The organism is Kurthia sp. ISK08, from assembly GCF_046159805.1.
In the GTDB taxonomy this organism is placed as follows: domain Bacteria; phylum Bacillota; class Bacilli; order Bacillales_A; family Planococcaceae; genus Kurthia; species Kurthia gibsonii.
Genome location: NZ_JBJXHL010000002.1, coordinates 404,257 through 430,338, shown reverse-complemented (window position 1 = coordinate 430,338; position 26,082 = coordinate 404,257). Strand labels below are relative to the sequence as shown.

The 26,082-nt window shown below is 35.5% G+C and carries 30 protein-coding genes and 1 riboswitch; of the genes, 5 read left to right on the top strand and 25 right to left on the bottom strand.

The genetic code is table 11. The features are described 5' to 3' along the window. Positions 1-18: 18 nt before the first annotated feature. The 9 genes from gcvT to comGA all read right to left on the bottom strand — a co-directional run bounded on the left by gcvT (position 19) and on the right by comGA (position 5,864). Positions 19-1,122 carry a glycine cleavage system aminomethyltransferase GcvT gene (gene gcvT, locus ACKVQX_RS05705; protein WP_068452923.1) on the bottom strand — a complete coding sequence of 368 codons (1,104 nt, stop codon included), beginning with the start codon at positions 1,120-1,122 and terminating at the stop codon, positions 19-21. Positions 1,123-1,260: 138 nt separating this feature from the next. After that, a riboswitch (glycine riboswitch) is annotated at positions 1,261-1,358 on the bottom strand. A 156-nt stretch (positions 1,359-1,514) separates the two neighbouring features. Continuing rightward, positions 1,515-2,027 (bottom strand): shikimate kinase, encoded by a 513-nt coding sequence (locus ACKVQX_RS05700; RefSeq protein WP_068452920.1) that lies wholly within the window; start codon positions 2,025-2,027, stop codon positions 1,515-1,517. 130 nt (positions 2,028-2,157) lie between these two features. Further along, positions 2,158-2,343, bottom strand: a complete 186-nt coding sequence (locus ACKVQX_RS05695) for a hypothetical protein (protein ID WP_068452917.1) — start codon at positions 2,341-2,343, stop codon at positions 2,158-2,160. Then, positions 2,324-2,782 (bottom strand): competence type IV pilus minor pilin ComGF, encoded by a 459-nt coding sequence (locus ACKVQX_RS05690; RefSeq protein ID WP_325943931.1) that lies wholly within the window; start codon positions 2,780-2,782, stop codon positions 2,324-2,326. The genes ACKVQX_RS05695 and ACKVQX_RS05690 overlap by 20 nt, the downstream gene beginning before the upstream one ends. Beyond that, positions 2,764-3,108, bottom strand: coding sequence for a hypothetical protein (locus ACKVQX_RS05685; protein WP_325943929.1), 345 nt, complete (start codon positions 3,106-3,108; stop codon positions 2,764-2,766). Before ACKVQX_RS05685 ends, ACKVQX_RS05690 begins: the two co-directional genes overlap by 19 nt. Then, the gene (comGD, locus tag ACKVQX_RS05680; RefSeq protein ID WP_068452913.1) at positions 3,065-3,499 is read right to left on the bottom strand and encodes a competence type IV pilus minor pilin ComGD; all 435 of its coding nucleotides are present in this window, start codon (positions 3,497-3,499) and stop codon (positions 3,065-3,067) included. Before comGD ends, ACKVQX_RS05685 begins: the two co-directional genes overlap by 44 nt. Further along, on the bottom strand, positions 3,486-3,806 hold the full coding sequence (gene comGC, locus ACKVQX_RS05675; protein WP_368633973.1) for a competence type IV pilus major pilin ComGC: 321 nt from the start codon (positions 3,804-3,806) through the stop codon (positions 3,486-3,488). The genes comGD and comGC overlap by 14 nt, the downstream gene beginning before the upstream one ends. Before the next feature lie 11 nt (positions 3,807-3,817). Continuing rightward, a complete protein-coding gene (comGB, locus tag ACKVQX_RS05670; protein ID WP_325943926.1) occupies positions 3,818-4,858 on the bottom strand; it encodes a competence type IV pilus assembly protein ComGB in 1,041 nt (346 codons plus the stop codon). After that, a complete protein-coding gene (gene comGA / locus ACKVQX_RS05665; RefSeq protein ID WP_068452753.1) occupies positions 4,842-5,864 on the bottom strand; it encodes a competence type IV pilus ATPase ComGA in 1,023 nt (340 codons plus the stop codon). The genes comGB and comGA overlap by 17 nt, the downstream gene beginning before the upstream one ends. A 269-nt stretch (positions 5,865-6,133) precedes the next feature. On the opposite strand from comGA, the gene ACKVQX_RS05660 reads away from it, so the two are divergent. Further along, complete coding sequence (locus ACKVQX_RS05660; RefSeq protein WP_068452750.1) at positions 6,134-6,841, top strand: metalloregulator ArsR/SmtB family transcription factor; 708 nt, start codon at positions 6,134-6,136, stop codon at positions 6,839-6,841. Between the two features lie 68 nt (positions 6,842-6,909). On the opposite strand, the gene ACKVQX_RS05655 is transcribed toward ACKVQX_RS05660, so the two are convergent. The 5 genes from ACKVQX_RS05655 to rpmG form a co-directional block, all read right to left on the bottom strand. Then, positions 6,910-7,548, bottom strand: a complete 639-nt coding sequence (locus ACKVQX_RS05655) for an MBL fold metallo-hydrolase (RefSeq protein WP_368633972.1) — start codon at positions 7,546-7,548, stop codon at positions 6,910-6,912. A 71-nt stretch (positions 7,549-7,619) separates the two neighbouring features. Beyond that, positions 7,620-9,503 (bottom strand): LTA synthase family protein, encoded by a 1,884-nt coding sequence (locus ACKVQX_RS05650; RefSeq protein ID WP_087680257.1) that lies wholly within the window; start codon positions 9,501-9,503, stop codon positions 7,620-7,622. A 97-nt stretch (positions 9,504-9,600) separates the two neighbouring features. Continuing rightward, complete coding sequence (locus tag ACKVQX_RS05645; protein ID WP_087680258.1) at positions 9,601-9,810, bottom strand: YqgQ family protein; 210 nt, start codon at positions 9,808-9,810, stop codon at positions 9,601-9,603. Positions 9,811-9,816: 6 nt separating this feature from the next. Then, positions 9,817-10,410 (bottom strand): 5-formyltetrahydrofolate cyclo-ligase, encoded by a 594-nt coding sequence (locus ACKVQX_RS05640; protein WP_325943923.1) that lies wholly within the window; start codon positions 10,408-10,410, stop codon positions 9,817-9,819. A 55-nt stretch (positions 10,411-10,465) separates the two neighbouring features. Next, positions 10,466-10,615 (bottom strand): 50S ribosomal protein L33, encoded by a 150-nt coding sequence (gene rpmG, locus ACKVQX_RS05635; protein ID WP_068452731.1) that lies wholly within the window; start codon positions 10,613-10,615, stop codon positions 10,466-10,468. A gap of 165 nt (positions 10,616-10,780) precedes the next feature. On the opposite strand from rpmG, the gene ACKVQX_RS05630 reads away from it, so the two are divergent. Continuing rightward, the gene (locus tag ACKVQX_RS05630) at positions 10,781-11,146 is read left to right on the top strand and encodes a hypothetical protein (protein ID WP_068452727.1); all 366 of its coding nucleotides are present in this window, start codon (positions 10,781-10,783) and stop codon (positions 11,144-11,146) included. Next, complete coding sequence (locus tag ACKVQX_RS05625) at positions 11,143-11,592, top strand: hypothetical protein (RefSeq protein WP_068452724.1); 450 nt, start codon at positions 11,143-11,145, stop codon at positions 11,590-11,592. Before ACKVQX_RS05630 ends, ACKVQX_RS05625 begins: the two co-directional genes overlap by 4 nt. Before the next feature lie 341 nt (positions 11,593-11,933). Here the strand turns inward: ACKVQX_RS05625 and ACKVQX_RS05620 are convergent, their stop codons facing one another. The 10 genes from ACKVQX_RS05620 to ACKVQX_RS05575 form a co-directional block, all read right to left on the bottom strand. After that, positions 11,934-12,206, bottom strand: coding sequence for an ATPase (locus ACKVQX_RS05620; RefSeq protein WP_068452722.1), 273 nt, complete (start codon positions 12,204-12,206; stop codon positions 11,934-11,936). Between the two features lie 790 nt (positions 12,207-12,996). Then, positions 12,997-13,656, bottom strand: a complete 660-nt coding sequence (gene phoU, locus ACKVQX_RS05615) for a phosphate signaling complex protein PhoU (protein ID WP_068452719.1) — start codon at positions 13,654-13,656, stop codon at positions 12,997-12,999. Between the two features lie 13 nt (positions 13,657-13,669). Further along, entirely contained in the window at positions 13,670-14,470 is an 801-nt protein-coding gene (gene pstB, locus ACKVQX_RS05610) for a phosphate ABC transporter ATP-binding protein PstB (protein WP_068457308.1), read from the bottom strand. 46 nt (positions 14,471-14,516) lie between these two features. Beyond that, the gene (pstA, locus tag ACKVQX_RS05605) at positions 14,517-15,395 is read right to left on the bottom strand and encodes a phosphate ABC transporter permease PstA (protein WP_068452716.1); all 879 of its coding nucleotides are present in this window, start codon (positions 15,393-15,395) and stop codon (positions 14,517-14,519) included. Then, positions 15,395-16,300 (bottom strand): phosphate ABC transporter permease subunit PstC, encoded by a 906-nt coding sequence (gene pstC / locus ACKVQX_RS05600; protein WP_068457305.1) that lies wholly within the window; start codon positions 16,298-16,300, stop codon positions 15,395-15,397. Before pstC ends, pstA begins: the two co-directional genes overlap by 1 nt. A 130-nt stretch (positions 16,301-16,430) precedes the next feature. Then, the gene (locus ACKVQX_RS05595; RefSeq protein ID WP_087680265.1) at positions 16,431-17,405 is read right to left on the bottom strand and encodes a PstS family phosphate ABC transporter substrate-binding protein; all 975 of its coding nucleotides are present in this window, start codon (positions 17,403-17,405) and stop codon (positions 16,431-16,433) included. A 192-nt stretch (positions 17,406-17,597) separates the two neighbouring features. Continuing rightward, entirely contained in the window at positions 17,598-19,745 is a 2,148-nt protein-coding gene (locus tag ACKVQX_RS05590; RefSeq protein ID WP_068452710.1) for a penicillin-binding protein 2, read from the bottom strand. Between the two features lie 225 nt (positions 19,746-19,970). Further along, complete coding sequence (locus ACKVQX_RS05585; protein WP_068452708.1) at positions 19,971-20,579, bottom strand: superoxide dismutase; 609 nt, start codon at positions 20,577-20,579, stop codon at positions 19,971-19,973. A gap of 119 nt (positions 20,580-20,698) precedes the next feature. Then, the gene (locus tag ACKVQX_RS05580; RefSeq protein WP_068452705.1) at positions 20,699-21,178 is read right to left on the bottom strand and encodes a DUF456 domain-containing protein; all 480 of its coding nucleotides are present in this window, start codon (positions 21,176-21,178) and stop codon (positions 20,699-20,701) included. Between the two features lie 12 nt (positions 21,179-21,190). Then, complete coding sequence (locus ACKVQX_RS05575) at positions 21,191-22,810, bottom strand: Na/Pi cotransporter family protein (RefSeq protein WP_231726993.1); 1,620 nt, start codon at positions 22,808-22,810, stop codon at positions 21,191-21,193. Positions 22,811-23,088: 278 nt separating this feature from the next. Between ACKVQX_RS05575 and ispG the strand changes: the two genes are divergently transcribed. Then, on the top strand, positions 23,089-24,204 hold the full coding sequence (gene ispG / locus ACKVQX_RS05570) for a flavodoxin-dependent (E)-4-hydroxy-3-methylbut-2-enyl-diphosphate synthase (RefSeq protein WP_068452699.1): 1,116 nt from the start codon (positions 23,089-23,091) through the stop codon (positions 24,202-24,204). 21 nt (positions 24,205-24,225) lie between these two features. Next, the gene (locus tag ACKVQX_RS05565) at positions 24,226-24,795 is read left to right on the top strand and encodes a 5' nucleotidase, NT5C type (RefSeq protein WP_068452696.1); all 570 of its coding nucleotides are present in this window, start codon (positions 24,226-24,228) and stop codon (positions 24,793-24,795) included. A 46-nt stretch (positions 24,796-24,841) separates the two neighbouring features. Here the strand turns inward: ACKVQX_RS05565 and adhP are convergent, their stop codons facing one another. Next, complete coding sequence (adhP, locus tag ACKVQX_RS05560) at positions 24,842-25,858, bottom strand: alcohol dehydrogenase AdhP (RefSeq protein WP_068452693.1); 1,017 nt, start codon at positions 25,856-25,858, stop codon at positions 24,842-24,844. Between the last annotated feature and the right edge of the window lie 224 nt (positions 25,859-26,082).

The following is a 26,082-nucleotide window of genomic DNA, read 5'->3' as shown; positions in this document are numbered from 1 at the left end:
AAACCTCTCTTTATTGTTTTATTTTGAACGCTTATAGAATGGTGTTGCGACAACAGATACTTTACTACGACGATTACGCACTTCAATTTCTAGTTCTGTCCCTAATTCAGCAAATTTTGCGTCAATTAAAGCTAAACCAACATTACGTTTTGTCATTGGTAATTGTGTACCAGTTGTTACCTCACCGATTTCTTGATCACCTGCGAATACTTTGTACCCATGGCGTGGAATCCCTTTATCAATCATTTCAATCCCAACACTTTTACGTGATACGCCTTGCTCTTTTTGAGCTGCTAATGCTGCTTTCCCAACAAAATCTTCTTCTTTGTTTAATTTCACAACGAAGTTAATTCCTGCTTCAAGCGGTGAAATTGAATCAGATAATTCTTGACCATAAAGTGGTAGACAAGCCTCGAAACGTAATGTATCACGACTACCTAGACCACATGGGATGACACCTTTGTCTTTTCCAGCTTCTAAAATGGCATTCCATTGTTCTACAACGGCATCATTTGAAGCGTAGATTTCAAAACCATCTTCACCTGTATAACCTGTTCTTGAGATAATTGACTTATGTCCTGCTACTTCTACATCTGATTGTAAATGGAAAGGCTTGATTGCACTTAAATCAGCTGTTGTTAGTGTTTGAAGCACTTCTTCTGCAAGTGGCCCTTGCAGAGCAATTAATGCAAAATCATCTGAAGCGTTTGTAATTTCAACACCATCGATTTTATGTTCTAACATCCATGCGAAGTCTTTTTCAATATTTGCGGCATTGACAACTAATAGGTATTCTTCTTCATCCAAACGATAGATTAGTAAATCATCCACAACACCACCGTTTTCATAGCACATTGTTGTGTATTGTGTTTGGTTTACTTTTAGCTTCGATACATCATTTGTTACAAGTTGTTGTAAATAAGCTAAACTTTCTGAACCTTTTACGAAAATCTCACCCATGTGTGATACATCGAAAAGACCCGCCTTTGTTCTTACAGCTTCATGTTCTTCTTTGATTGATGAAAATTGTACCGGTAGATCCCATCCACCGAAATCAATTGTTTTGCCACCATATTGAGTATATGTATCAAATAATGGTGTTCTTTTTAATGCGTTTGCCATTGTGTAACCCCCTTTATTTCATAAAAAAAGACAGAGAAATCCTGTTTATTTAGGATTTCTCTGTCCTTGCACCTGAAAGTTTGACCAATAATGGCTTTCCCCTTTGGTGGCTGCACGAAGCAGCGCTCTCCAGAGTTGCGTCCTGTACGAGTCTTTTTGCCTGAGAGATTCATAGTGATTTTTCACTACTTGCTCCTTCGGCGACGTAACTTTACGTTCTCTCCCCGTACATTCACCCGCGCGAGTTTTATCTCGATCGATTCGTTTGTAAGTATTGTCAATGTATTATAACAGGCTTTCTTGCATATATCCTAACATTAAAACCTCATACTCCGCAATATTTTTATTGAAAAACTTTAAAAAACGAACGTTATTTTAAGATAAACACCAAATCATTCGCCTTTTAAACGATTCACTTGGAATCCCGCGTACTCCACAATCTGTCTCAGTGTTCTGTTTTCTGTTTTGATTGTAATGTGAGCTGCTTGCTTATATGCTTTTCTTCTTTCATGGTATAACTGCTCTAATTCTTCTTTTGTCGAGCGCTGTACAATAGGGCGATTTTTGTCACGATGTATTCGTTTCCAAATATCCGGAAATGTAGCATCTAAAAATAGGACGAGTCCTGTTTCACGCATAATTTTACGATTTTCTGGATTAACCGCTACACCGCCACCTGTTGAAATAATACAATATTCATCGCGAAATGTACGTAAGAAATCGGTTTCGATTTGTCGAAAATAATCTTCACCATGTGTTTCGAAAATTTCTGGAATCGTCATCTTTTCTCGTCGAACAATTTCATGGTCCATATCATAGTAAGGTAATTTCAAATAAAAGCTTAGGCGACGACCGATTGCGCTTTTACCGCTACCCATATAACCCACTAAGTAAATCTTTCGCATCTTTTCACCTTCTCCAGTTACGACTCACACAACCTTTTAACCGTTAACTCATTTTTTATATAGTAGCATGAACGTGGCGTGATTCCAATAACTGTCGACTAATCCGCTTAGATTTTTATAGAAAAATAAGTTAATCTTGCTTTTTTGTGTACATTTGTTGAATTTCACTGATGGTTTGCTGCTCTAACTCTTCATACAAAAGCATATTCGTCTCGTATGATTGAAATAACGTTAATACATAACTCGAAATAAATAAAAGTAAAATAAAGAGTATAGGTAACATAAAGCCTTGCTCATTATTTAAGCGATAAAACAAAAGTTCTCCTCCTTATCGTGTCGTTTCCCATTTTACATTGAATTGTGAAAAGCTCTTTTTCTAAAGAAAAATGAACTTTTGTAACAGCGACTAATTTAATATCTGTTCCATCCCCTAATCCATATGTTTTGATAATACGATTTTTAGAAAAACGATATGTGGATAAATACTTTTTCTCTGGATTCGTTTCGTTTGCTTGCTCTAATTGAATCTCTTGATCATTCACTACATAAATTGCTTCGGATTTTTGTAAATCCGCTCTAAACTCACTCAAAAATACTTCAAACTCTGCTGTATTTGTTCCAATCATAAATTCTTTAGTCTTCTCATACCATGGAATGATGAGTGGTATGGTTGCAGCAATCATACAGAGGCACAGTAGTTGTAGTAGTGCTTCTAACAATGTGTAGCCAGATTGATCTACTTGTACTTTACACATGAAGATTTTCGCTCCTCTTTGTATAAGTAGGTTGTACATACTTGTTGCGCAGTAATTGTCCATTGATAAAAACTACGGTCTACTTGTATTTCCCCTTGTACTTGATGAGGGTTTTTCAAATATATTTTTGTTGCTTCATAGTTTACATGCATAGCATGCAAGCTCATTCGCCGCTTTTGCATTTGATCATATAAATCATTCGTCATCGGAATGATCGTTAAAAAAATACAACTAAAAAAGAATAAAGCTAACATCGTTTCCATCATCGAAAATCCGTTTTGATTATTTGACCGTGATGCGGCCCGACCCCAGATAAACATAGACATCTTGTTCGCCTCCAAAATACAGAAAAGTAAGCCTCCCTACATACGATGCATTGCCATTTTCGTTAAAGCCGATTTTATAGAGTGTTGATCCTCTCTTAATTTTCATACTACTCGGCATCGTTCGAACAAAAATCTTTTTATTGGTTTCTCTTTTTTTAGCTGAATACAAATGTGTCTTTTCATCAAAAATTAAATCCATTTTTACACGATGATTTTTAGCATATTGCTGAATATAAACTGCGTCACTGACAAGTTGCTCAAAGAAAAAACGTGTTTCTTTTTCTTGAATGCCTTTCGTACCATAAATAAGTGCAATGCTAGCTACGATTAGTGTCATCATAAGAACGAGCAACATCTCAACAAATGTAAAACCTTGCTCACTGCGGTGCATTCGACTTAACTTCACCTTGTTCAATCGTCACTTCATATGCCTTACAGCTTTTTTCTTTTGAGCCTTCCTTTAAATAATGTTCTGCTTCAAGCACTTCAATCGTTGTTGGATATATGCCTTTATCAATTTTATATGCTTCTACTTGCCCTTGAACCATCTTCACGTAAGCATTGCACCCTTTGTCATCGACAGTTTGGAAATGTTTGGTAATATTAGGGATCGCAATCAAAATGAGTACTGTGATGATAAATAGTACAATCAACATCTCAATAAGAGTAAAACCATTTTTCTTTTCTTCTATTTTCACTGTTGTTCCTCCTATACATAATCAATCATTTTATACATAGGGAGCATAATCGAAATGTATGCACCCAAAATACAAATCGCGATAATCCCAAAAAGAATGGGTTGCATAAACTTTAAGACTTGTTCTATTCGCTCGCCCATTCGCTCATTCATGAACTCATTCAATATTTGAAGCTCTTTACCAAGGTTCCCACCTTGTTCTCCATGTACGACAAAAGCATAAAACTCTTTATGTACATATGGATTCAATGAGATCGCCACGGATAAAGATTCCCCTTGTGCAATCTCATTTAGTAAATCCTGTGCAATATATGCAATCATTTTTTGATGTGATTGATTGGCTAATAGATGTAAAGAAGCTTGTAATGTAAAACCAGCCTCTAGTAGAGAACCTAATTCAAAAGCAATCTGCTTTGTTAATTGCAAACGCAACACTTGATTCACAATTGGAATTTTAAAATATAAAAGTAACTTTTCGCCTGTTTTCTTTTGCTTGGTATAACGTAAAAACAAAAGAACTGTTATCACAATGACAATGACAAAACCAATTAAATAGTCTGGTAAATGCAATAGAATTTTAGAGATGGTTAACTGAATTTGATTCGTTTGCTGCTTTTGTAACATCATCGCTTCCATATTTGGCAAGAAAAAAGTACGAAAGCAGATGAATAGAACGACTAGAAAAACAAATAAGAATAGTGGATAGGATACTAGTTTTAAAACTTGTTCTTTATTCCCTGCTTCTTTATTCATCATTTGCGCAATCATTTGTAAGGCATTCACTGTCGTACCACTTTGTTCTGCCACATATAATGAGATAATATATTGTTCTGAAATCCCTATCATGCGTAAAATATCGCAAAGACCCTTCCCTTCAAGTAAACTCATATGAATGCGTTCTTCAATTTGATTTATATGCGCTAAATGATGTGGAATTAACATGCGTAATGAATCATTCAATGAATAACCTTCTTGTAAGAGCGTACTTAATTTAGCTAAAAATTTCGGCTGATCTCTTCGTAATAAGATTGCTTTTTTACGTTGTAAGAACATTGGGTAGGATTCCCCCATCCTCTATACCGCGCATCATTTTATATCGAATGGTCTCTTGAAGAGGCAATTGATAATTTTGTTGTTGTTTTAGTGCGTCAAACGCGTCTTGTAAATGTGCTGCATCTAAAAATTCATACAAAGCTTTTAGCGGTTGCTGTTCTGTATTTTCCACAACTAATTGTTGTGTCGTAATAGATAAAATCGTTTGCTCTAATTCATCTTTTGAAATACCTAGATCGAGTAAACGGTGCAGGCAACCAAAACTATTTTTCGCATGAATTGTAGAGATAACGAGGTGACCTGTAAGAGCTGCTTCAATGGCAATTTTCGCTGTTTCTTGATCACGAATCTCGCCAATCATAATAACATCAGGAGAATGCCTTAAAATCGCTTTTAAACCCGCAGAGTACGTTACACCTGAACGTTCATTTACTTGAATTTGTAACATATTCTGTTGTTGACTCTCTACTGGGTCCTCTAACGAAATAACATGCTTCGAAAGTTGTTTTGAGCAGTATTGTAAAAGTGCATACATCGTTGTCGATTTACCACAACCTGTTGGACCACAAAATAAGACAATTCCCTGTTTCGCTTGTACAATCTGTTCTAAATGTTTCGCTGCTTCTATCTGAAGTACGATCTCTTGTAATGGCTTTGCTACATTTTGAATCATTAAACGTACAACCATGCTTTCTTTCATCGTGGAAGAAGGTAATGTTGATACACGACAAGCAATTTGCTTTTGTTCTGTAATGTATTCAAATGATCCACTTTGCGGGCGTCTTTTCTCTGAGATATCTAATACAGATTGATATTTAAAATGCGAAATCATTTTCTCACCGAGCGTTAGTGGGATTTCACCTGCTGCCATCAAACGATTATATTTTCTAAAAAACAGCTGATAATGTTCTCTTGTCGGTAACATGTGTAAATCAGAGGCTTCTAGTTCTAGCGCCTGATTCAATAACTGCATACACTTTTTTTCAATCAAACTCTCTAGTTCCATCCATTCCACTCCCTTCATTTTTTCTTAGTATGCTCTTTTGTTCTCATAGATTTCAAAAGTCGATTTTTTAAAAAGATAGGTAAAAAAAACGATGTTTTAACAAAATAACTGTTCTTTTTGAATATTTTAATAAAATAGCTTTTTGCTTGATTGTGTTTCCAAAAAACTTGATATTATACAAATAAATATAAAAGGTTGCTTATTTTACTGATTGTTCACCGTTTTTCCTTTATAATGGAAGTATTATGTATCGGAGGTGCGTGACAACTATGCAAAACTCTTTAAAAATCACGAGTACACTTGCGGATGAAACACGTTTTTCAATTTATCAATATATGTTACAAGAGAAAGAAAACTTCACTGTACAAAATATTGCTGACAAATTTAATATTCATCCGAATGTAGCTCGTTTGCATTTAACTAAACTAAGCGAAATTAACGTAATTTCTGCTGAATATGAAAAAACAGGTAAAGGCGGTCGTCCAGGACGTATTTACCGCGCAGTTGAAAATGGTATTTCACTATCTTTCCCAAAACGTAATTATGAAGAATTACTCGATTGGGTACTTGAAATTCTAGACGAATTAGGTCCAGAAGCTTTAGAAGTTGGGACGCGTATTTGTTATCAAAAAGGTCAAACTGAAATTCGTCATATGCTACAAGAACAAAAAACAGAGGCATCACTTTTAACATTTGACGAAAAAGTAGATTGTATTACAAAAGCAGCTTCTTTAATCGGTTATATCCCTCTTGTTAAACAAGAAGAAGGTCAAGAAGAGCGTTCAATTCGTTTCGCTGTTTATAATTGCCCTTATCATAACGAGATTGATCAACATTCAGAAACAGTTTGTGCGCTGCATGAGTCATTCTTAAAAGGACAATTTGATTATCTATTTGAAGTAGATGAATTTGTTAAACTTGAAAATATGACAGATGGTTGCAAATACTGTTCATATCGTATTCAAACGAATGGTTAACAAAAAGAGGAAGAAGCTAAAATGCTTCTTCCTCTTTTTATAGAAAAATGTTGAATGATTTTTAATATTTAAAATCCATTTAAAAATGGGTTTTGATCAATTTCCTCACCGACAGTTGTTGGCTCATCATGCCCCGGATAAATTACTGTTTCTTCATCTAATGATAATAGATGATCATGAATACTCTTTAATAATAATTTAGAATCGCCCCCAATTAAATCAGTACGTCCTACGCTACGCTTAAATAGTGTGTCTCCTACTACAGCAAAACCATTCTGTTCAAAAATCAAACTTATACTACCTGGTGAATGTCCTGGCGTATGTACCACGTCAAATTGGAAGCTCCCAATTGTCGTTGCTTTTTCTGCTTCTAAAAAGGCATCTGCTGGACGAATAGAATAATCTGGTAATTGCGCATATTTTCCTGAACCATTTAATTCAGGATTACCTAGCCATTCTTTTTCTTTCTTGTGCATATAAACCGGAATATGAAAAGCATCACGTAAATCATCTACTGCACCGATATGATCGAAATGTGCATGTGTTAATACGATTGCTTGCGGTTTTAAATTCGCTTTACGAATTTCACGAATCAAAAATTCTCCTTCTTCACCTGGATCGATAATCAGGCATTCACGCGCTGCATTCGCGATTATATAACAATTTGTTTGAACAGGTCCTAATGCATATTTTCTAATATTTAACATCATCTTCACCTCTCTGCTATTATAACGTAGTTTTAGAAGTTCTCGCATGAAAAAAGCAAAACAGAGCAAATCTACTCTGTAATTTGCCCTGTCTGTTTATCATAAAATCGAAGTAAGTCTCCATTAATAACTTGGTCGGATACTTCTAATTTACGATTTGCTTGTTTAATATATTTTTCATATGGTTGCGTATTTTGAATTGGTTTACCTGTCTGTGCATCATAAAATGTTTCTGCTGCATAGACAACGCGGTCTGTCACAAAACGTCCATCTCGAAAGACAGTAAAGTTTTGATGTTCTTTCGATAATAAATCTTGTCCAAATTGTACATCTTGTGTGGTATTCAATCCAAGTAAATGCAGAATCGTTGGGCGAATATCTAATTCTCCAGCTACTTCATGCATTACTTTTCCTTTATTTGAACCTGGAATATGGATGAAAAACGGAACGCGCTGTAATTTTGCTGCATCATACGGTGTAATCGCATCTTTACCTAAATACTTCGCCATCGCTTTATTATGATTATCTGAAATACCATAATGATCGCCATACATCACAATAATAGAATTATCGTATAAGCCACTCTGTTTGAGGCGCTGGAACAACACTTTTACTGCTTCATCTGTGTAACGTGCTGTCTGGAAATAGCGATCTACCGTTTCATCACCAGAATCATATGGTTTAATATACTGATCTTCCTCATCTGATGTGAACGGGAAATGATTCGATAACGTCAACATTCTTGTATAGAATGGTTGTGGTAAATCTTCCATCAACTTAACAGACTGCTCCATAAAGGGAATATCTTTTAAGCCCCAGTTTGCTGAGTTCTTCTCTGTCACATTATATGACGCTACATCAAAAAACTTTTTAATATGCAGCGACTCATACATTAAATCACGATTCCAAAAGCTTTTATTATTTGCATGCATAACAGATGTATAATAACCTGTGTCATTCAAACGACTCGCCATTGATTCAAATGTATTACCTGCATTCGTAAAGAATACTGCACCTCGCCCTGTCCCGTACATTGAATTTTCTACAATAAATTCTGCATCAGATGTTTTACCTAAACCAGTTTGATGATAAAATTCATCAAAATAAAATGTATCAGGGTCTTTTGTTAACTCATTTAAAAAAGGTGTAATGGTCTGTCCTTTCACTTGATTGTTAATGACAAAGTTTTGCATGGATTCAAGTGAAATAATAATGACATTTCGATCTTTCGCTAATCCAAAGTATGAGGGATTCGGTTCTGCTTGATTCGATTTTACATAGTTCGATACTTCTGTTAACTCACTACCATCTGCTAAGACACGCTGCGCATGTGATTTTGATTGGACGAAGGCATCATATAAATGATAGTCAAATGTACCAATACTTTTCACGAGAATTTCGCGATCAAAACTGCGCGTTAATAATTGCGGTCGTTCAATTTCAGCTAATCCTAAGTTGAAACATAAAACCGCCACACTGAAAATAAAATACGTACGGCGTTCTTCTTTTTTAATCAATTGGAACTCTTTTACGCTATGTATTTTTTTCAATGTAATATAGATGATGAGAAAACCAGTTGCGTACCAAATATCTTTCAGACTAATCAATGTCGTGATTGAATTACCTAAATCACCAAAATTACTCGTTTGAAAGAGAACAGGTAATGTAATAAAGTCGCTATAAAATCGATAAAATACAACATTTCCATAGAGAACAAATGTTAAAATCCCACTTACAATAAGGTAATAGCGATTTCGCTTTTTAGCTGTTTTAAAAAATAATGCCACACCAAAAATTAATAGTAAAAACGGTAATGGATTAATGAATAAAATAATTTCTTGAAGCAGATTTTCGACTTTTAAATCAAAACTCGTTTTATATGTAAGATATGTTTGAATCCACATGGTGCAAACTACAACAAGTAACGCTGTGTATTTTCCACTTTTCTGAATCATGTTCCCACCTTCTTTCACTTTATATTCTTTACCTTTTTTTAAAAAAATAAAACAATCCTACAAATGCACGATTGATTTGTAGGATTGCATACATTACTTAAAAATCACCGCGTTGTCGTTTAATACGTGTTTCTTCCATTCGAAGTATATGACGTGCTACTTGGTAATCTCGAATTGGTAGAATTCCCGCCTTATATAATTCTTGTAAGTCATCTGCCATTAAATGCAAATCACCGATTGGATCCTTTGTATAAATAATGGTGCCAAACTTTTTTAAATATTGTCGAATATCATATACATTTTCCATAATGTTCTATTGTTCTTCCCTTCGAGCCTCTTTACAGGAGATGATGTGTTCTTCCGTAATTATTTTCCCTACAGGTAAATCATACGCATCTGTCGGCACTTTTTCAACTATCTGCATGTCAAATGCCATCGCAATAACAGTGCGATTAAATTGCGCTAAGTAGCGATCATAATAACCCCCACCATAACCAATGCGATATCCACTTCGATCAAATACAATACCTGGGGCGATAATGACATCAATTTCCTCAGCATGTACTTGTTTTGTCTTAGAAGGAATTGGTTCTTTTAAATCCATATAAACGGTTTCTAGCTGTTCTTCATTGTCAAAGATGTAAAATGTCATGGTGCGTGTTTTCGGGTCACAGCGAGGCACTGCAACCTTTTTATCCATCTTCCATAAAGCTTCAATTAAATGCATGGTATCCACTTCTGGAAAGTTTGAAATCGTGACGGCAATTGTTTGTGCATTTTTTATTTCGTCTAAATTAATCACTTTATTATGTATCATCCACGATTTTCTTTTATGTTCCTCTTGAGATAGTGCTACAAGCTTTGTTCTGACATCAGTTCTAAACTTCTTTTTATCCAATGAAATCACCCTACCTTATTAAAATGGAAAAGCCAAAACCTACAATAGGTTTTGGCAATGAGCATTACTTCGTTTCGCGATGAAGTGTCATCTTTTGTTCACGAGAGCAATATTTGTTCAATTCAAGACGTTCTGGATTGTTACGTTTGTTTTTCTTTGAAATGTAGTTACGATCGCCACATTCAGTGCAAGCTAATGTAATATTAACGCGCATGGTTACCCCTCCCACTCTATATACAGAATAAAATGTCTTAGTGAGCATGATTTATACGACTAAACCATTATAACACAAATGTCTAAAAAATCTACTATCATTTCTATATAGAAATGCATATGTTACAATAAGTTAAAAATAACTACATTTTATGGAGGAAGATTGATGGATTTATCCGTTATTTTAATGGGAGTAGGTATTCTCATTGTCATCATTTCATTTTTTACAGGTAATTCAAAAAAACGAACTGAAAAAGAATTAGAAGAATTATCGATGTCTTTTTATCAAGAAAACAATCAATTAAAACGTCGTTTAAAAATAATTGAAGAAGAATTAATGTTATCTCAAAAAAATATGCCACCAATAGCTAAAAAAATGGCTCCTTCTGCTTCTCATGTGAATCAAATTTTAGTGAGCCAAGTTCTTGCATTACATAACCAAGGCTTTAATCTTCAAGAAATTGCAAAACGCTCTTCGCTTGATTATGATCAAATCGCTACCATCTTACAAAACGAGGTGACGAAGCGATGAGTGTAAAGTCTGTTATTCGTACAATTGGAATCAGTATTTTTGTAGCAGGCGCAACGATGAGTTTAACACAGATGAAGCAAGAAGCAGACGGAAAAACAACACCCGCTAAAGATGAAGTCGTCGTTAAAAAAAGTGATATTAAACAGTATCAACAACAAATTACGAAACTCCAAGAAGAAAACGCTGTACTGGCTAAAAAGAAAGATGCTACTCCTTCTAAAGCAAAAAAAGAAGTGAAAACCTATACGCTAGATGTTCGTTCAGGCATGGGTACTTCTGAAGTAAGTGAGGCACTTGAAAAAGCAGGTATGATTAAGAGTGCAAGTGACTTCGAAAGCTATATCATTAATGAAGGCAAAGCTTCTTCTATTCAACTTGGAAAGAACAAACTAAATTCAGAGATGTCACAAAAAGAGATTTTAACTGCAATTACAACACCAAAATAAAAAACGATGAAAGAAACTGACAAATATTCGGTGAAAGATTCTGACTATCTGACTGGTCATTTAGAAAATGATTTAGAAGTTGTAAAAGACTTGGAAGTTAGAAATGAATATAAACATCCTGAGAACGGAAAAAAGTTCATGAATTAAGAAAATAAAAAGATGGGCTTTTCAAGTAGCCCATCTTTTTATTTTGCTATTGTATTACCTTTATCGACTTTATAATCCGTTGGTATATTTTTTAAGGAAAAAATGTGTATTACTTTTACTATGATTGAAGTGTTCACTAAAAATCCATATGGGATTTACTCTGTTAAAAATACTTTTATCTCAAACTCACTTTTCTATTCATCATCCTCATAAAAACCAAATAATTTTTCTTCTTCACTCTCATAGATTCGCCCAAGATTTTCAGTATCTCTTTCTATTTCAAGAATAATTTCATATCGTTTTTTGTTACTTAAGTCATGACAAATTTCTTTTAGTGATAACAAACTCACTTTATCATTTTCATATTCTTTAGTATAAGCTCTCATTTCATCAATCGTATCTTTTAAATCTTCTTCATTACCTAAATTAAAATCAAGAACCACTTCAGTTTTAATTTTTTCTATCATAAACTCTCTCCTCTTACTTTATTATCTCTTTTTAAAATCCAAAGGAAATTAATTCCTTTTACTACTTTCTCCATTATTTACAATAAATCTATGATGAACTATTTTTGAAGCATTTATACTCAAATTACTTTTAAATTAGTATGTATAAGCATTAATAAAATCTTTTTTTCATACTACCTCCACCTTTTTTATAAGGAGCCTTTGTAATATTTTTCAATTTCACTTTTGGCTTCTTAGTTTTAGATTTAACACTTCTTTTAACTGTAGTTAAATTTTCCAATTTATTCAACACTAAATTAACTACAGTACTTTGATTGCTCCATGTTGAAATAGCTTATTTTAAATTAAATGAACATTATTTTACATAAGCTGTTTGGACAAGCTTATGGCAAAAAGCAATGAAGTTAGATTATGTGCCAATTATACGTATAGAGGCAATAAAAAATAAAAGCGTCTTGGACAGAACAAAATAATATGTTTCAAATGCGAATAATCAAATCAATTGAACGCGTAGAAAACGACTCCTGTGGGAATAGCATGTGCTGAAAACCCCACAGGAACGCAGTGACGAGGAGTTTGAAGCCATGCCCGAACGCTACGTGATGTAGTGGGGCAAGATTTGCAACAGGACGTTGCGTTCTTTTCTTGCCTACCTCTATTCATTTTTCGAAGCGAAAATTGATCTGAACGAACAAATCCCGTATGATTTTTCAAAATCATACGGGATTTGCTATGTTGAAAATACTTTTGTCTCCGTTTTTTTGTCGTATATTTTCATGCCCTTACTTTCTTAGCTATTCAGTTCGCGATGTGTCCCTTTTAATAAGAAGAAAAGTCCTTCAGCTAGATTCGTTGTGTAGTCACCAATTCGTTCAATCGACTTACAAATAAAGCTCAGTTGAATAATTTGTTCTAGTTTTGCACCACTTTCTTTCGCTGATTCCACTAGTTCTACAATCGCTTCACCGTAGAGTTGATCGATTTCGTCATCTCTTTTAGAGATAGCTTTCGCTAGTGGTAAATCTTCTGTTGCAAGAGCCGCTAACATATCTTCCAACATCGTTTTTGTTAATAAACGTAACTTCTCCACTTTCTCTACTGAATAATGCAGATTCGCATCTCCTAAACGAATGGTTTCTTTTGCAATATTCACCGCATGATCACCTATTCGTTCCATATCAGAAGCTGCGCTAACAATCATCATAATACGGCGTAAATCAGTTGCTACAGGTTGTTGCTTTGTAATTAAGAGAATCGCTTCATCTTGGATATGTTGCTCTAGACGATTCATAAATTGATCTTGTTCTAAAATCATCATTGCTTGATTAATATCTTTTTCTAAAAAAGTATCGACTGATTTATCAAATGCACGAATCGCCATTTCACATAAATCAATTAATAGTTGATTTAAATCTACTAGATGTTGCTCATACTTTTCACGTACTACCATCTTCTTCTCCTCCTTATCCAAAACGGCCCGATACATAATCCTCTGTACGCTGATCTACTGGATTCGAGAAGATTTTATCTGTTTCGTCGTACTCGATTACTTCCCCGTTTAAGAAGAATGCAGTTTTATCAGAAATACGCGCTGCTTGTTGCATGTTATGTGTCACGATAATAATCGAATAATCTTTTTTCAATTCCTGTACTAATTCTTCTACTTTCAAAGTAGAAATTGGATCGAGTGCAGATGTTGGTTCATCCATTAAAATAACGTCTGGTTCAATCGCTAAACAGCGTGCGATACAAATACGTTGTTGCTGACCACCTGATAGACCATACGCATTTTCATGTAGTCTGTCTTTTACCTCATCCCAAATCGCTGCACCACGTAAACTTCTCTCAACAATTTCATCTAAGAGTTTACGATTTTTAATCCCATGAATACGTGGACCGTATGCAATATTATCGTAGATTGATTTTGGGAATGGATTTGGCTTTTGGAATACCATGCCTACTTTTGTACGTAGTTCTTCCACTTGATACGATTTATCTAAAATATTACGATCGCGATAATGAATTTCTCCTGTTGTACGAACAGAAGGTACTAACTCAACCATACGATTTAATGTTTTCAAATACGTTGACTTCCCACAACCAGAAGGACCAATAATCGCTGTTACTTCATTCTGTTTAATGTCTAATTGAATGTCTTTCAATGCATGTTTATCGCCATACCAAAGGTTTAAATTTTCAGTCTTATAAATACTCGCCTTCTCAGATGGTGTAATCACTTTTAAATCTTGTTTCTTTTCTTGCATTGCTTGTTCAACGATTGGTTTTTTAACCATGTTCATTGCCTCCATTTTAATAACGTTTTGAGAATTTATTTCGAATAATTACTGCGATTGAGTTCATAAATACGAGAACTGCCATCAATACGAGAATTCCTGCTGCTGCAACATACTGGAACTCCTCTTGTGGACGTTTTGCCCAGTCAAAGATTTGCATTGGAAGTGCTGTGAATTCACTAAAGATACTTTCAGGTAAAAAGTGAATGATTACTGGAATACCGATGACAACAAGTGGTGCTGTTTCACCGATTGCACGAGAGAGCGCTAATATCCCACCTGTTAAAATTCCTGGAATGGCTGATGGTAAGACAACTTTTAAAATCGTTTGCCATTTTGTTGCACCAATTCCATAAGAAGCTTCACGTAATTCATTCGGAACAGCTCGAATGGCTTCCTGTGCTGCAACGATAATAACGGGTAAGATCAGAAGACTCATCGTTAATCCAGCAGCAAGTACACTTTTACCCATGCCAAGCATACGAACGAAAATGGTTAATCCAAGTAAACCGAATACGATTGATGGAACGCCTGCTAAGTTTGAAATATTCATTTGAATGAACGTTGTAATACGATTCTTTTTTGCATATTCTTCTAAATAAACGGCTGCACCAACACCTAAAATCAGTGATACAGGTGCGACAACAGCTAGTAACCAAAGCGAACCGACAAGCGCTGCTTTAATCCCTGCGTTTTGTGGGAATCGAGATGAGAAGTTATTTAAAAAATCCCAGTTGAGATAACCTGCACCTTGTGTAATCATGCGGTAGCCAAGAACAGCTAGAACGAGCAAAGCTAATAATGTCGCACTTAAAAACAACGTTTTATAAATTTTATTTTTAAGTAGACGTTTTGACATACGTTTGACTACCGTATCGTGATGGATGTAATTCATTAATATTCCTCCCTAAACTTTTTAGAGATATAGCCAGCTAGAAGGTTCATGAGTAATGTAAAGATGAATAATGTGAAACCAACTGCATAAATTGAGTAGTAAATCGTTGTACCGTAACCTGCATCACCTGTTGATACTTGTACGATATATGCTGTCATTGTCTGAATGGAGTCTGTAATTTCCCCGTCAAACTTTGGTGTTGAACCACCTGCAAGAGATACAATCATCGTCTCACCAATCGCACGAGAGATTCCAAGAACAACAGATGCTAAAATTCCTGATAGTGCTGCTGGTAAAACAACTTTTAAAGCTACTTCTAATTTCGTCGAACCAAGTGCTAATGCACCTTCACGCATCGATCTTGGCACACTTGACATCGCATCTTCTGATAAAGAAGCAATGGTTGGAAGAATCATGATCCCGACAACAATCCCTGGGCTAATCGCATTGAAGATTTTCAAACCTGGAATCACTTCTTGTAAAAGAGGTGTTACAAATGTTAATGCGAAGAAGCCGTAAACAATCGTTGGAACGCCTGCTAAAACCTCTAAAATCGGTTTGACAACACGACGTACATTATCTGATGCATATTCACTTAAATAAATGGCAGCCGCTAAACCAAGTGGTACTGCTACAACTATCGCGATGCCTGTTACTTTTAATGTACCGATAATAAGTGGTAATACGCCATAACTCGGAGATGTCCCTGAGAATGGAAGCCACTCTGTTCCGAGTATGTAATCGAAGAATGGGACTCTTCTAAAGAATTCAAATGTCTCAAAAATGAGCGTAAAAACAATACCAATCGTTGCTAATACAGACACAAGCGCTGTAATAAACAATAATTTAGGCATTAATTTTTCAACGAACTTTTTCATACCTTTATTTTTATGTTGTTCAATCATACTTTGAACATTCAATTTGTCTCCTGCCTTGTTTGTAGACAACGTCTTTCACTCCTTTAAGAAAAGAGGACTGCCCTATGCAACTGCTAATGGCAGGTGACTGGTAGGTCAGTCCTTCAATTGTGACACCTTATTTTTTTAATTTTTCTACTTTTTCTAGATCTTCTTTATAAACATCTTCTGGTGCTTTTACATAACCAACTGCTTCAGCCATCGGTCCTGCATTTTTCACCATGTATTCTGTGAAGTTGTACATTACAGGATTATTTTTCACTGCTTCATTTTTCACGTAAACAAATAGTGGACGTGAAAGCGGTGTGTATTCGCCTGATTCAATTGTGTCATGCGTTGGCTCTACACCATCAACTTTTACCACTTGTAACTTATCTTTATTCGCTACATAGTAAGCAAATCCGAAGTAGCCAATTGCATTTTTATCTGATTCAACACCTTTTACAAGAACATTATCATCTTCTGATAAAGTAGCTGATTTCACGATGTCTTTACCTTCTAAAATATCATTTACAAAGTAGTCATACGTGCCTGATTCCGTTCCTGGTGAATAATAAACAATTTTCTCGTTTGGCCATTTTGGGTTGATATCTGACCATTTTTTCTCTTTACCATCTTCTAGCCAGATCTTTTTGATTTCGTCAACAGTCGCATCTTTCAACCATGTGTTTTCTTTGTTTACAACGATTGATAAGCCGTCAAATGCGATTTTTAATTCTGTGTAGTCGATGTTCTTCTCTTTTAACTTCGCTGCTTCTTCTTCTTTGATTGGACGAGAAGCATCTGAGAAGTCTGTTTCGCCGTTAATGAATTTTTCAAATCCACCGCCAGTACCTGACACACCCACTGATACTTGCACTTTCGGTTGTACTGCTGAATATTCTTCTACGATTGCTTCCATGATTGGTGCAACAGTTGAAGACCCATCTCCTGAAATTTTACCTTCTAGCTTCTCATTCTCACCTGCTTGTGCATCTGTTTGAGAAGTTGTTGAAGATCCTTTTGATGATTCGTTATTGCTATTGCCGCACGCTCCTAAGATTAATGCCGAGCCTACGATTGATGTCATCATAAAGTACTTCCAGTTTTTCATTGTTTTTCCCCCTAAGCGTTCTGTTTATTATTTCTTACAACACTTACTATAAAGAATGATTATTGAGGACATATAAATGAATTGTAAGAAGGTATGTTCATTTTGTTAATGATTTGTAAACGTATGTAAAGACTGTATATGAAAACAAAAAAAGCTGTACCTCTTGTTATAAAGAGATACAGCTTATAAGAACTATTGAATTTTTGTACCGATTGTTTGTTTATCTTTTTTCGTTTCTTTCTTTTTCAGCTCAAAGTACTTATCAACTGACTTACGCGCGATAATATTATTAATCGGCGTATATTGTTCTGATGTTGTAATCCAAGGTACAACGACCGCATAAGCTATTTGAGGATTGTCTTTCGGTGCAAAACCAACGTGTGTAACCGTTAATGTTTCTGTACCATATCGACTTTTTTGTGGTCCAAAGTATACTACCTGTGCAGTACCTGTTTTACCAGCACCATTAAATTTCGAATCTTTAAATTGACTTGCACCTGAGCCTTGTGAACCGTAGTACACTTTGCTCATTGCATCTTTCACATGGTTAATCTCTTGCTCAGAGTTATCAATCGTATTCAATACTTTTGGTTGAATTTCTTGTTCTAAAGCACCGATTTTTTCACCATCTTGTGACGGTTCATGAATTTCTTTTAAAAGACGAGGTGCAATACGCTTACCGCCATTCGCAATTGTTGAGACATACTGTGCTAATTGTAACGGTGTAAATGTATCGTACTGTCCGATTACTAAGTCGAGATACTTACCACCGATTGTTTCAGACCCTTTAACCCCTGTAAATTCTCCAGGTAAATCAATACCTGTTTCTACCCCTAAACCGAACTGTGCGTAGTAACGACGTATACGGTTAAAGTCTTCAGTTGTTGTTGGAAGTGGTCCATTATAAATATATGGTAATTTAGCAATTTTCATCGCTGTTTTAAACATATAAACGTTAGATGAACGTTCAATTGCAGTTGTATCGTTTAGAGAAATTGAACCACCACGGTTGAAGATAGAAGATTTCGGTCTTGTACCGGCTAATTTAACAGGTGAATCGACAATGTATTCTCCTATATTAATCGCATTATAATGATAACCTGTTAATAACGTAGCTGGTTTAATAACCGAACCTACTTCATATGAACTTGTAAAGTTACCAATTGAGTAGTCCGTAATTTGTTGTTTTCCTTTATCGTCTGTTTCAATCTTCTTACCTACCATTGATAAAATCTCACCTGTATTCGGATCCATCATCACAAGGAAAGCGCGATCTAATAAACTCGAAGCACCTGTACGCTTCGCCATCATTAATTGTTCGGTTACAATTTTATCTGTTTCCTTTTGTAGCTTACTATCAATTGTTAAAACAAGGTCTTTACCTGCTTTCCCTTCTTTTACAACTTTCGTATCAACTACTTTACCACTACTATCCGTATCTGATTTAACAACAGACTTTTCCCCTTGTAAGATAGGTTCGTATTCTTGTTCTAAATACGACTTACCGACACGATCATTTCGTGAATAGTCACGCGCTAAGAAGTAACTTAATTTATCTTTCGGAATCCCTTCTTTTGGCGTTGTTGTGGCACCAAGAATACTTAAATCCGATTTCTTTTCACGTTGCCAATCTGTTGTTGTATTCACACCTGGTAATTCACTTAGATGTTCAGATACAACCGCAAACTCTTCATCCGATACATTATCACTCTTAATAATTTGAGGCGATAAATTGTACCCTGCGACCATTTTCGAATAAATCGCTACAATCTGTAAATCTTTTTTTGTTAAAGAATTTAATTCTTCTTTTGTAATACGTTCACGAATGATTTGATCAATCTCATTTTGTTGGTCGCCTGCTTTTTTACCATTCTCTAAGATTTTTTTCTCTTCTTCTTTCGTGATTTTTGCTTTCGCTTCTTTCGGATGCTTAATCATCCAATAATCCAATTTATCACGCTCTGCAATACGATCTGTTTCCATCGTAATCAGTTTTGATAACTTTTTCGCCATCTTTAACATTTCTTCCGAAGTAGTCGTTGAATACTTTGTGTACGTAATGGCATTTTTCGGCTTATTATCTACTAAAACCTTCCCATTACGGTCAAAAATGCGCCCACGCGGCACACTTGTATTCACTGTTGCTTCTTCTGTTTTTTGAAGTTGCTGAGCATATTCTTCTCCCTTTACAATTTGAACATATCCTAACCGCATAACTAACACTGTAAATAAGATAAAAATTGTAAAAAACAAAATATTCATTCGTAGGGAAAGATTGGCTCTCTGCTTTGCATTGCCGTTGGAGGAGCGCTTAGTTTTACCTTTATTCTTTCGCTTCATCAGTGGGCCTCCCTCTGTCCTTTTCATAAATAGTAGTATAACATTTTTTTATGTAAAAAACAGTCTCATGCTACTCTTTATGGGTTCGTTTCCTCTCTTTCATGTACCCAATATCTTACATAAAAAGTCCTGTTTTCTAGAGAACCCATTCTTCTTTTTTTACATAGAAAAAACACGTCAACTTCATGACGTGAAGTTGGCGTGTTTTGTTCCGAAATTACAAAATTATTTTGCTGCTGCGTATAATTCTGCAACTTTGTCCCAGTTTACTACGTTCCAGAATGCTGCAATGTAGTCAGGACGTACGTTTTGATAGTTTAGGTAATAAGCGTGCTCCCAAACATCTAGTCCAAGGATTGGTGTTTTACCTTCCATGATTGGTGAATCTTGGTTTGGTGTAGAAGAAATTTCTAATTCACCGTTTACTACTGATAACCAAGCCCAGCCTGAACCGAAACGAGTTTTTGCAGCGTTAGCAAACTCTTCTTTGAACGCGTCGAATGAACCGAATTTTGCATCGATTGCAGCCGCTAATTCGCCTTCTGGAGCGCCTTTACCGTTTGGAGTTAATAAAAGCCAGAATAGAGAGTGGTTTGCGTGGCCACCACCGTTGTTACGTACAGCTGTACGTACATCAGCAGGAACAGCATCTAAGTTTGCGATGATTTCTTCTACAGTTTTACCTGCAAATTCTTCTTTGCCTTCTAAAGCAGTGTTTAAACCTGTTACATATGTTTGGTGATGACGATCATGGTGGATTTCCATTGTTCTTGCATCGATATGTGGTTCTAGTGCGTCGTTAGCATAAGGTAATTTTGGTAATTCAAAAGCCATAATTCAAATTCCTCCTTGGAATAACTATTATTTACTACACGTTTAGATTAACAAAAAATGATTCGTTATTCAAATGAAAATGCCTATTCCATACGTTTTTCAGTCTTTAGACGGAATTTTTATATTGCAAAAATAAATAGGAGAATCATAATAACTTGAATAATTCCCTTTGTCACAATGGACGTTAAGAAGCCAACTAATGAACCCACTCCTGATAGTACAGCATTCTTAATCGAACTACGCGTCACAATCAACTCTGCAATGACCGCACCTAAGAATGGTCCTAAAATGATGCCAGCAAAAGGTATAACGAACGGTCCAATCAATAAACCGATTGTACTCCCCCACATTCCTGCTTTGGAGCCACCAAATTTTTTCACACCGACAATATTCGATAGCGTATCTGCACTAAATAATAAAACGGTTAAAAGTATTTCAATAACCCAGAACCACCAAGCAAGGTCACCAAATTCATAAAAAATCCCATAGAATATGAAGCCTAAAAATATAAATAGAACGGAAGGAATAATCGGATAGACTAAACCAATAAATGCGATAACGAAACTGAGAATAATTAAAATCCATGCAAGTATACTCATCCAAATCACTCCTTATTTTTGTAATGTACTCTCTGTTAGATTGACGGCGTGATCACCAATTCGTTCCAAATTACTCATTATATCTGTAAAAATAATACCTGAGTAAGCTGTGCATAATCCTTTATTCAAACGATGAATATGCTTTTTACGTAATACGCGCTCTAATTGGTCAATTTGTTCTTCTCGCTTTTCAATTTGCTCTATATCCTTGTAATCATTCGTATTCAATACATAGAGCGCAGCTTCAACATTTTGTAAGACGAGTTCATACATTTCAGCTAATTCTTGTTTTGCGATTGCACTAAATTGTACACGATTGGCGACAATATCATCAATTAATTCAACGATGTTTTCAAAATGATCACCAATTCGTTCAATATCTCGAATATTTTCAAGTAGGACATGATGACGTGCGGAGTCTGTATCTGACAACGATTGACTGGATACTCGAATTAAGTAGTCTGTAATTTTACGATCCATACTATTAATAACTTCTTCTATCTTTAAAGCTTCATTCCCTACTTGACGATCGAATGTTTCAAAATAAGCCCAAGTCTTTTTCAATCCTTCGATACTATAATCACCCATGCGAACAACCTCTTCTTTTGCCTGTCCAATCGCAATCGAGGGTGAGGCACTAATAAATTGCTCGTCCAATTGACTAGCGCGAATTTGTACAGTACTATCTTCGCCTGGTACAACCTTTGTGACAAGCCATACCATTACACCGATAAATGGTAATTGTAACATGACATTGCCAATATTAAATGAACCATGTGCAAATGCAATCACCATACGTGGCTGTAAATTGAAGATATTCATCAACCATTCCAAATAGAGCGTAAAGAAATTAACGAACGTTAAAAATACGACTGTTCCAATTAAATTGAAAAGTAGGTGTGTGACTGCTGTTCTTCTTGCCATAACGGTTGTTCCAATCGATGCCAAAATAACAGTTAGAGTTGTCCCGATATTTTCACCGAATAAGATAGGTAGAGCTGTATGAATTGGTAGCATTCCTTCATCGAACATCCCTTGTAAAATACCGACTGTCACACTCGAACTTTGAACAATGAATGTCGACATGATACCAATCAGCACACCAAATAGAGGGAACTCGCTAATTTTCATCGACCACTCGACAAAAGAATTCAAGTTGGCAAGTGGCGCCATACCATTTGACATGAGATCCAGTCCGATAAACATGCCACCTAAACCAAATAATAATTGTCCTATATTTTGAAATAGGGGCGTTCTTACAAAATAAATAGATAATGCACCAACTGCTACTAATATGTATGCGTAGTTCCCTAAATTAAATCCAATTAAAAATGCAGTTAACGTCGTTCCTACATTTGCGCCCATAATGACACCAATTGATTGTCTTAACGTAAGAAAGCCTGCTGAAACTAAACCAACTGTAATAATCGCAGTTGCGGCACTTGAATGAAGGAGAATGGTTACGATAATTCCTACAAGTACACCTGAAAGTGGATTGGTCGTGTAGCGATCTAAGACGTCCCGCAAACGATCTCCCGCCCACTTTTGTAAACCATCTCCCATATATTTAATTGAAAATAAAAACAGACCTAAGCCGCCTGCAAATTGTACCATCATCTCTTGCCAATTCATGTTCACATTAACATACCCTTCTTGAGTTAATACCTCTATTATGAACATGAAAAAAGAGAATTGTAAACACCCTATATTGGCTTAAAATGGTTTTTTTGATAGTTTCTCCCTTTCTGTGCAACTTGTTTTTTCTTATTTCGTTCCTTTTTACGTATTTTTCAACACGAAAATAGGTAGAACCTATCTTATACAATGTTTCTCCCTTGTAAATTAGTTTCAAAGACTGATAGAATAGGGATAGTGAGGCTACTAGATCAGCCAATGAAGGAGAGAGTTTGATGAGCGAAATAACACACCGCTCCAAAACACGTAAAGTACGTGTTGGAGACTTAACAATTGGTGGCAGTAATGAAGTAATTATTCAAAGTATGACAACAACTAAGACACATGATGTAGAAGCAACAGTGGCAGAAATCCATCGTTTAGAAGAAGCAGGTTGTCAAATTGTGCGTGTTGCATGTCCAGATGAACGTGCAGCTGATGCATTAGCGGATATTAAAAAGCAAATTAATATTCCGTTAGTAGCAGATATTCACTTCGACTATAAATTAGCTTTAAAAGCAATTGAAGCAGGCGTTGATAAAATTCGTATTAACCCTGGTAATATTGGACGCAAAGAAAAAGTAGAAGCTGTTGTTAATGCAGCTAAAGCAAAAGGCGTTCCAATTCGAATTGGTGTAAATGCTGGTTCATTAGAACGTAAAATTCTTGAAAAATATGGCTATCCAACTGCAGATGGTATGGTTGAGTCTGCATTACACCATATTAAAATTTTAGAAGACTTAGATTTCCATGATATTATCGTGTCAATGAAAGCTTCTGATGTAAACTTAGCGATTGAAGCATATGAAAAAGCAGCAAAAGCTTTTGATTATCCACTTCACTTAGGTATTACAGAGTCAGGTACTTTATTCTCAGGTACGATTAAATCATCTGCTGGTCTTGGTGCAATCCTTTCAAAAGGGATTGGTAATACACTTCGTATTTCACTTTCAGCAGATCCAGTAGAAGAAATTAAAGTAGCACGCGAATTATTAAAATCATTCGGTCTTGCTTCAAATATTCCAACATTAATTTCGTGCCCTACTTGCGGACGTATTGAAATTGACTTGATTTCAATTGCAAATGAGGTAGAAGAATATTTACAAACAATTAAAGCACCAATTAAAGTATCTGTACTTGGTTGTGCGGTAAATGGTCCTGGTGAAGCACGTGAAGCTGATATCGGTATTGCCGGTGCACGTGGGGAAGGTTTATTATTCCGTCACGGTAAAACAGTTCGTAAAGTACCAGAGGAAACAATGGTAGAAGAATTGAAAAAAGAGATTAATATTCTTGCTGAAGAATATTATGCAAAACAAGAGGCTGAAAAAGAAGCTCTTAAAAAACAATAAGTTACAATGGAGGCAAGACAATTGAAGGAATATAGTTTTGGAATTGATATTGACGGTACAATTACAGCACAAGAGTTCTTGCTTCCGTTTATTAATAAACAGTATCAAACAAATTTAATGCTAGATGATATTTTGGAATATGATTTATCGAAAGCTTTACCTGTTGACCCGAATGATTTTTATAAATGGTTTAAGGAAACAGAGCTTGAGATGTATCGTAACCCACCGCTTCAACAAGATGTTGTACGCATTTTAAATAATTGGCATCCACATACGAAGCTAAACTTTATTACAGCGCGTGAAACGAATGCCACAGATGTCACAAAAACGTGGTTACAATCTTCAAATATTCCGTTTGATGCACTTGAGATTGTTGGCAATGCAAGTAAAGTCATCGCAGCCAAAAAACAAGGTGTCGAATTATTTTTTGAAGATAAACATTCGAATGCTGTCATGTTAGCTGAGGAATTAGATATACCTGTTATTTTATTCGATGCACCGTATAATCGTGAAGCAGTTCCTCGTAATGTCTTACGTGTTGATACTTGGCGCGAGGCAGAAAACTGGGTTAAAAAAGAATTTGGTATTTAATTACAAAAAGAGAGATTTCGCTATGACGAAATCTCTCCTTTTTTGTTTATTTTGTAAAGTCAATTACCATACGTCCTGTAATCTTACCTTCTTCCATCTCTTCAAAGATATCGTTAATATCTTCAATTGGACGAAGTGCTACTTTCGGTACTACTTTACCCTCAGCAGCAAATTGGAAGGCTTCTTCTAAATCTTGACGTGTTCCAACTAGAGAACCTACTACTTGGATTCCGTCTAGTACAAGACGCGGAATATCTAAGTCCATTTTATCTACAGGTAAACCTACTGCTACAACACGTGCTCCTGCTTTTACAACATCGACAGCTTGGTTGAATGGTGTTTTGGCAACAGCTGTAATAACTGTAGCATCTAACCCTTTACCACCTGTTAGTTCCTTTGCTTTTTCAACTGGATCTTCATTTAGTGAGTTCACTGTTGCATCTGCACCTAGCTCCTTTGCGAATGCTAGTTTTTCATCGCTAATATCGAATGCGACTACTTTAGCACCGAATACATTTTTCGCGTATTGAACTGCTAAATTACCTAAACCACCAATTCCGAACACACCAATCCATTGTCCAGGACGAATATGAGATTCTTTTACTGCTTTATATGTTGTAACACCTGCACATGTAACAGATGAAGCTGCTGCTGGATCTAAACCATCTGGAACTTTTACTGCATAATCTGCTTTTACAATTACTTCTTCAGCCATCGCACCATCTACTGTATAACCAGCATTTTTCACGTCACGGCATAATGTTTCGCGACCTGTTGTACAATATTCGCAATGTCCGCAACTTTCATACATCCAAGCAATTGATACACGATCTCCAACTTTTAAAGTTGTCACATCTTCTCCCACTTCAATTACTTTTCCGACACCCTCATGACCTAATACAACACCTGTTACATCGCCAAAGTCAGCATTCTTTACGTGTAAATCTGTATGGCATACACCACAATATTCCGTTTTAACTAAAGCTTCATCATGCTTTAACGGACGTAATTCACGATCCTCAATTTTAACTGTTTTATCACTTGCGACTACTGCTGCTTTCATTTAAACATTTCTCCTTCCATAGTGGGCAATTTTTTGGTGAAACATAAAATGATAAATCGCATCATTTACAATCATGATTATACCTATTATGGAATATAATGGTCAAATAAAAACACGTATTGTCTAAATTTTTCCTTAAAATACTTTTTTTACGTTTATTTTTCTTAAAAAAATAGACATAAGTTATACAAAATAAACTTATGTCTACAAATTATTAAAGAAGC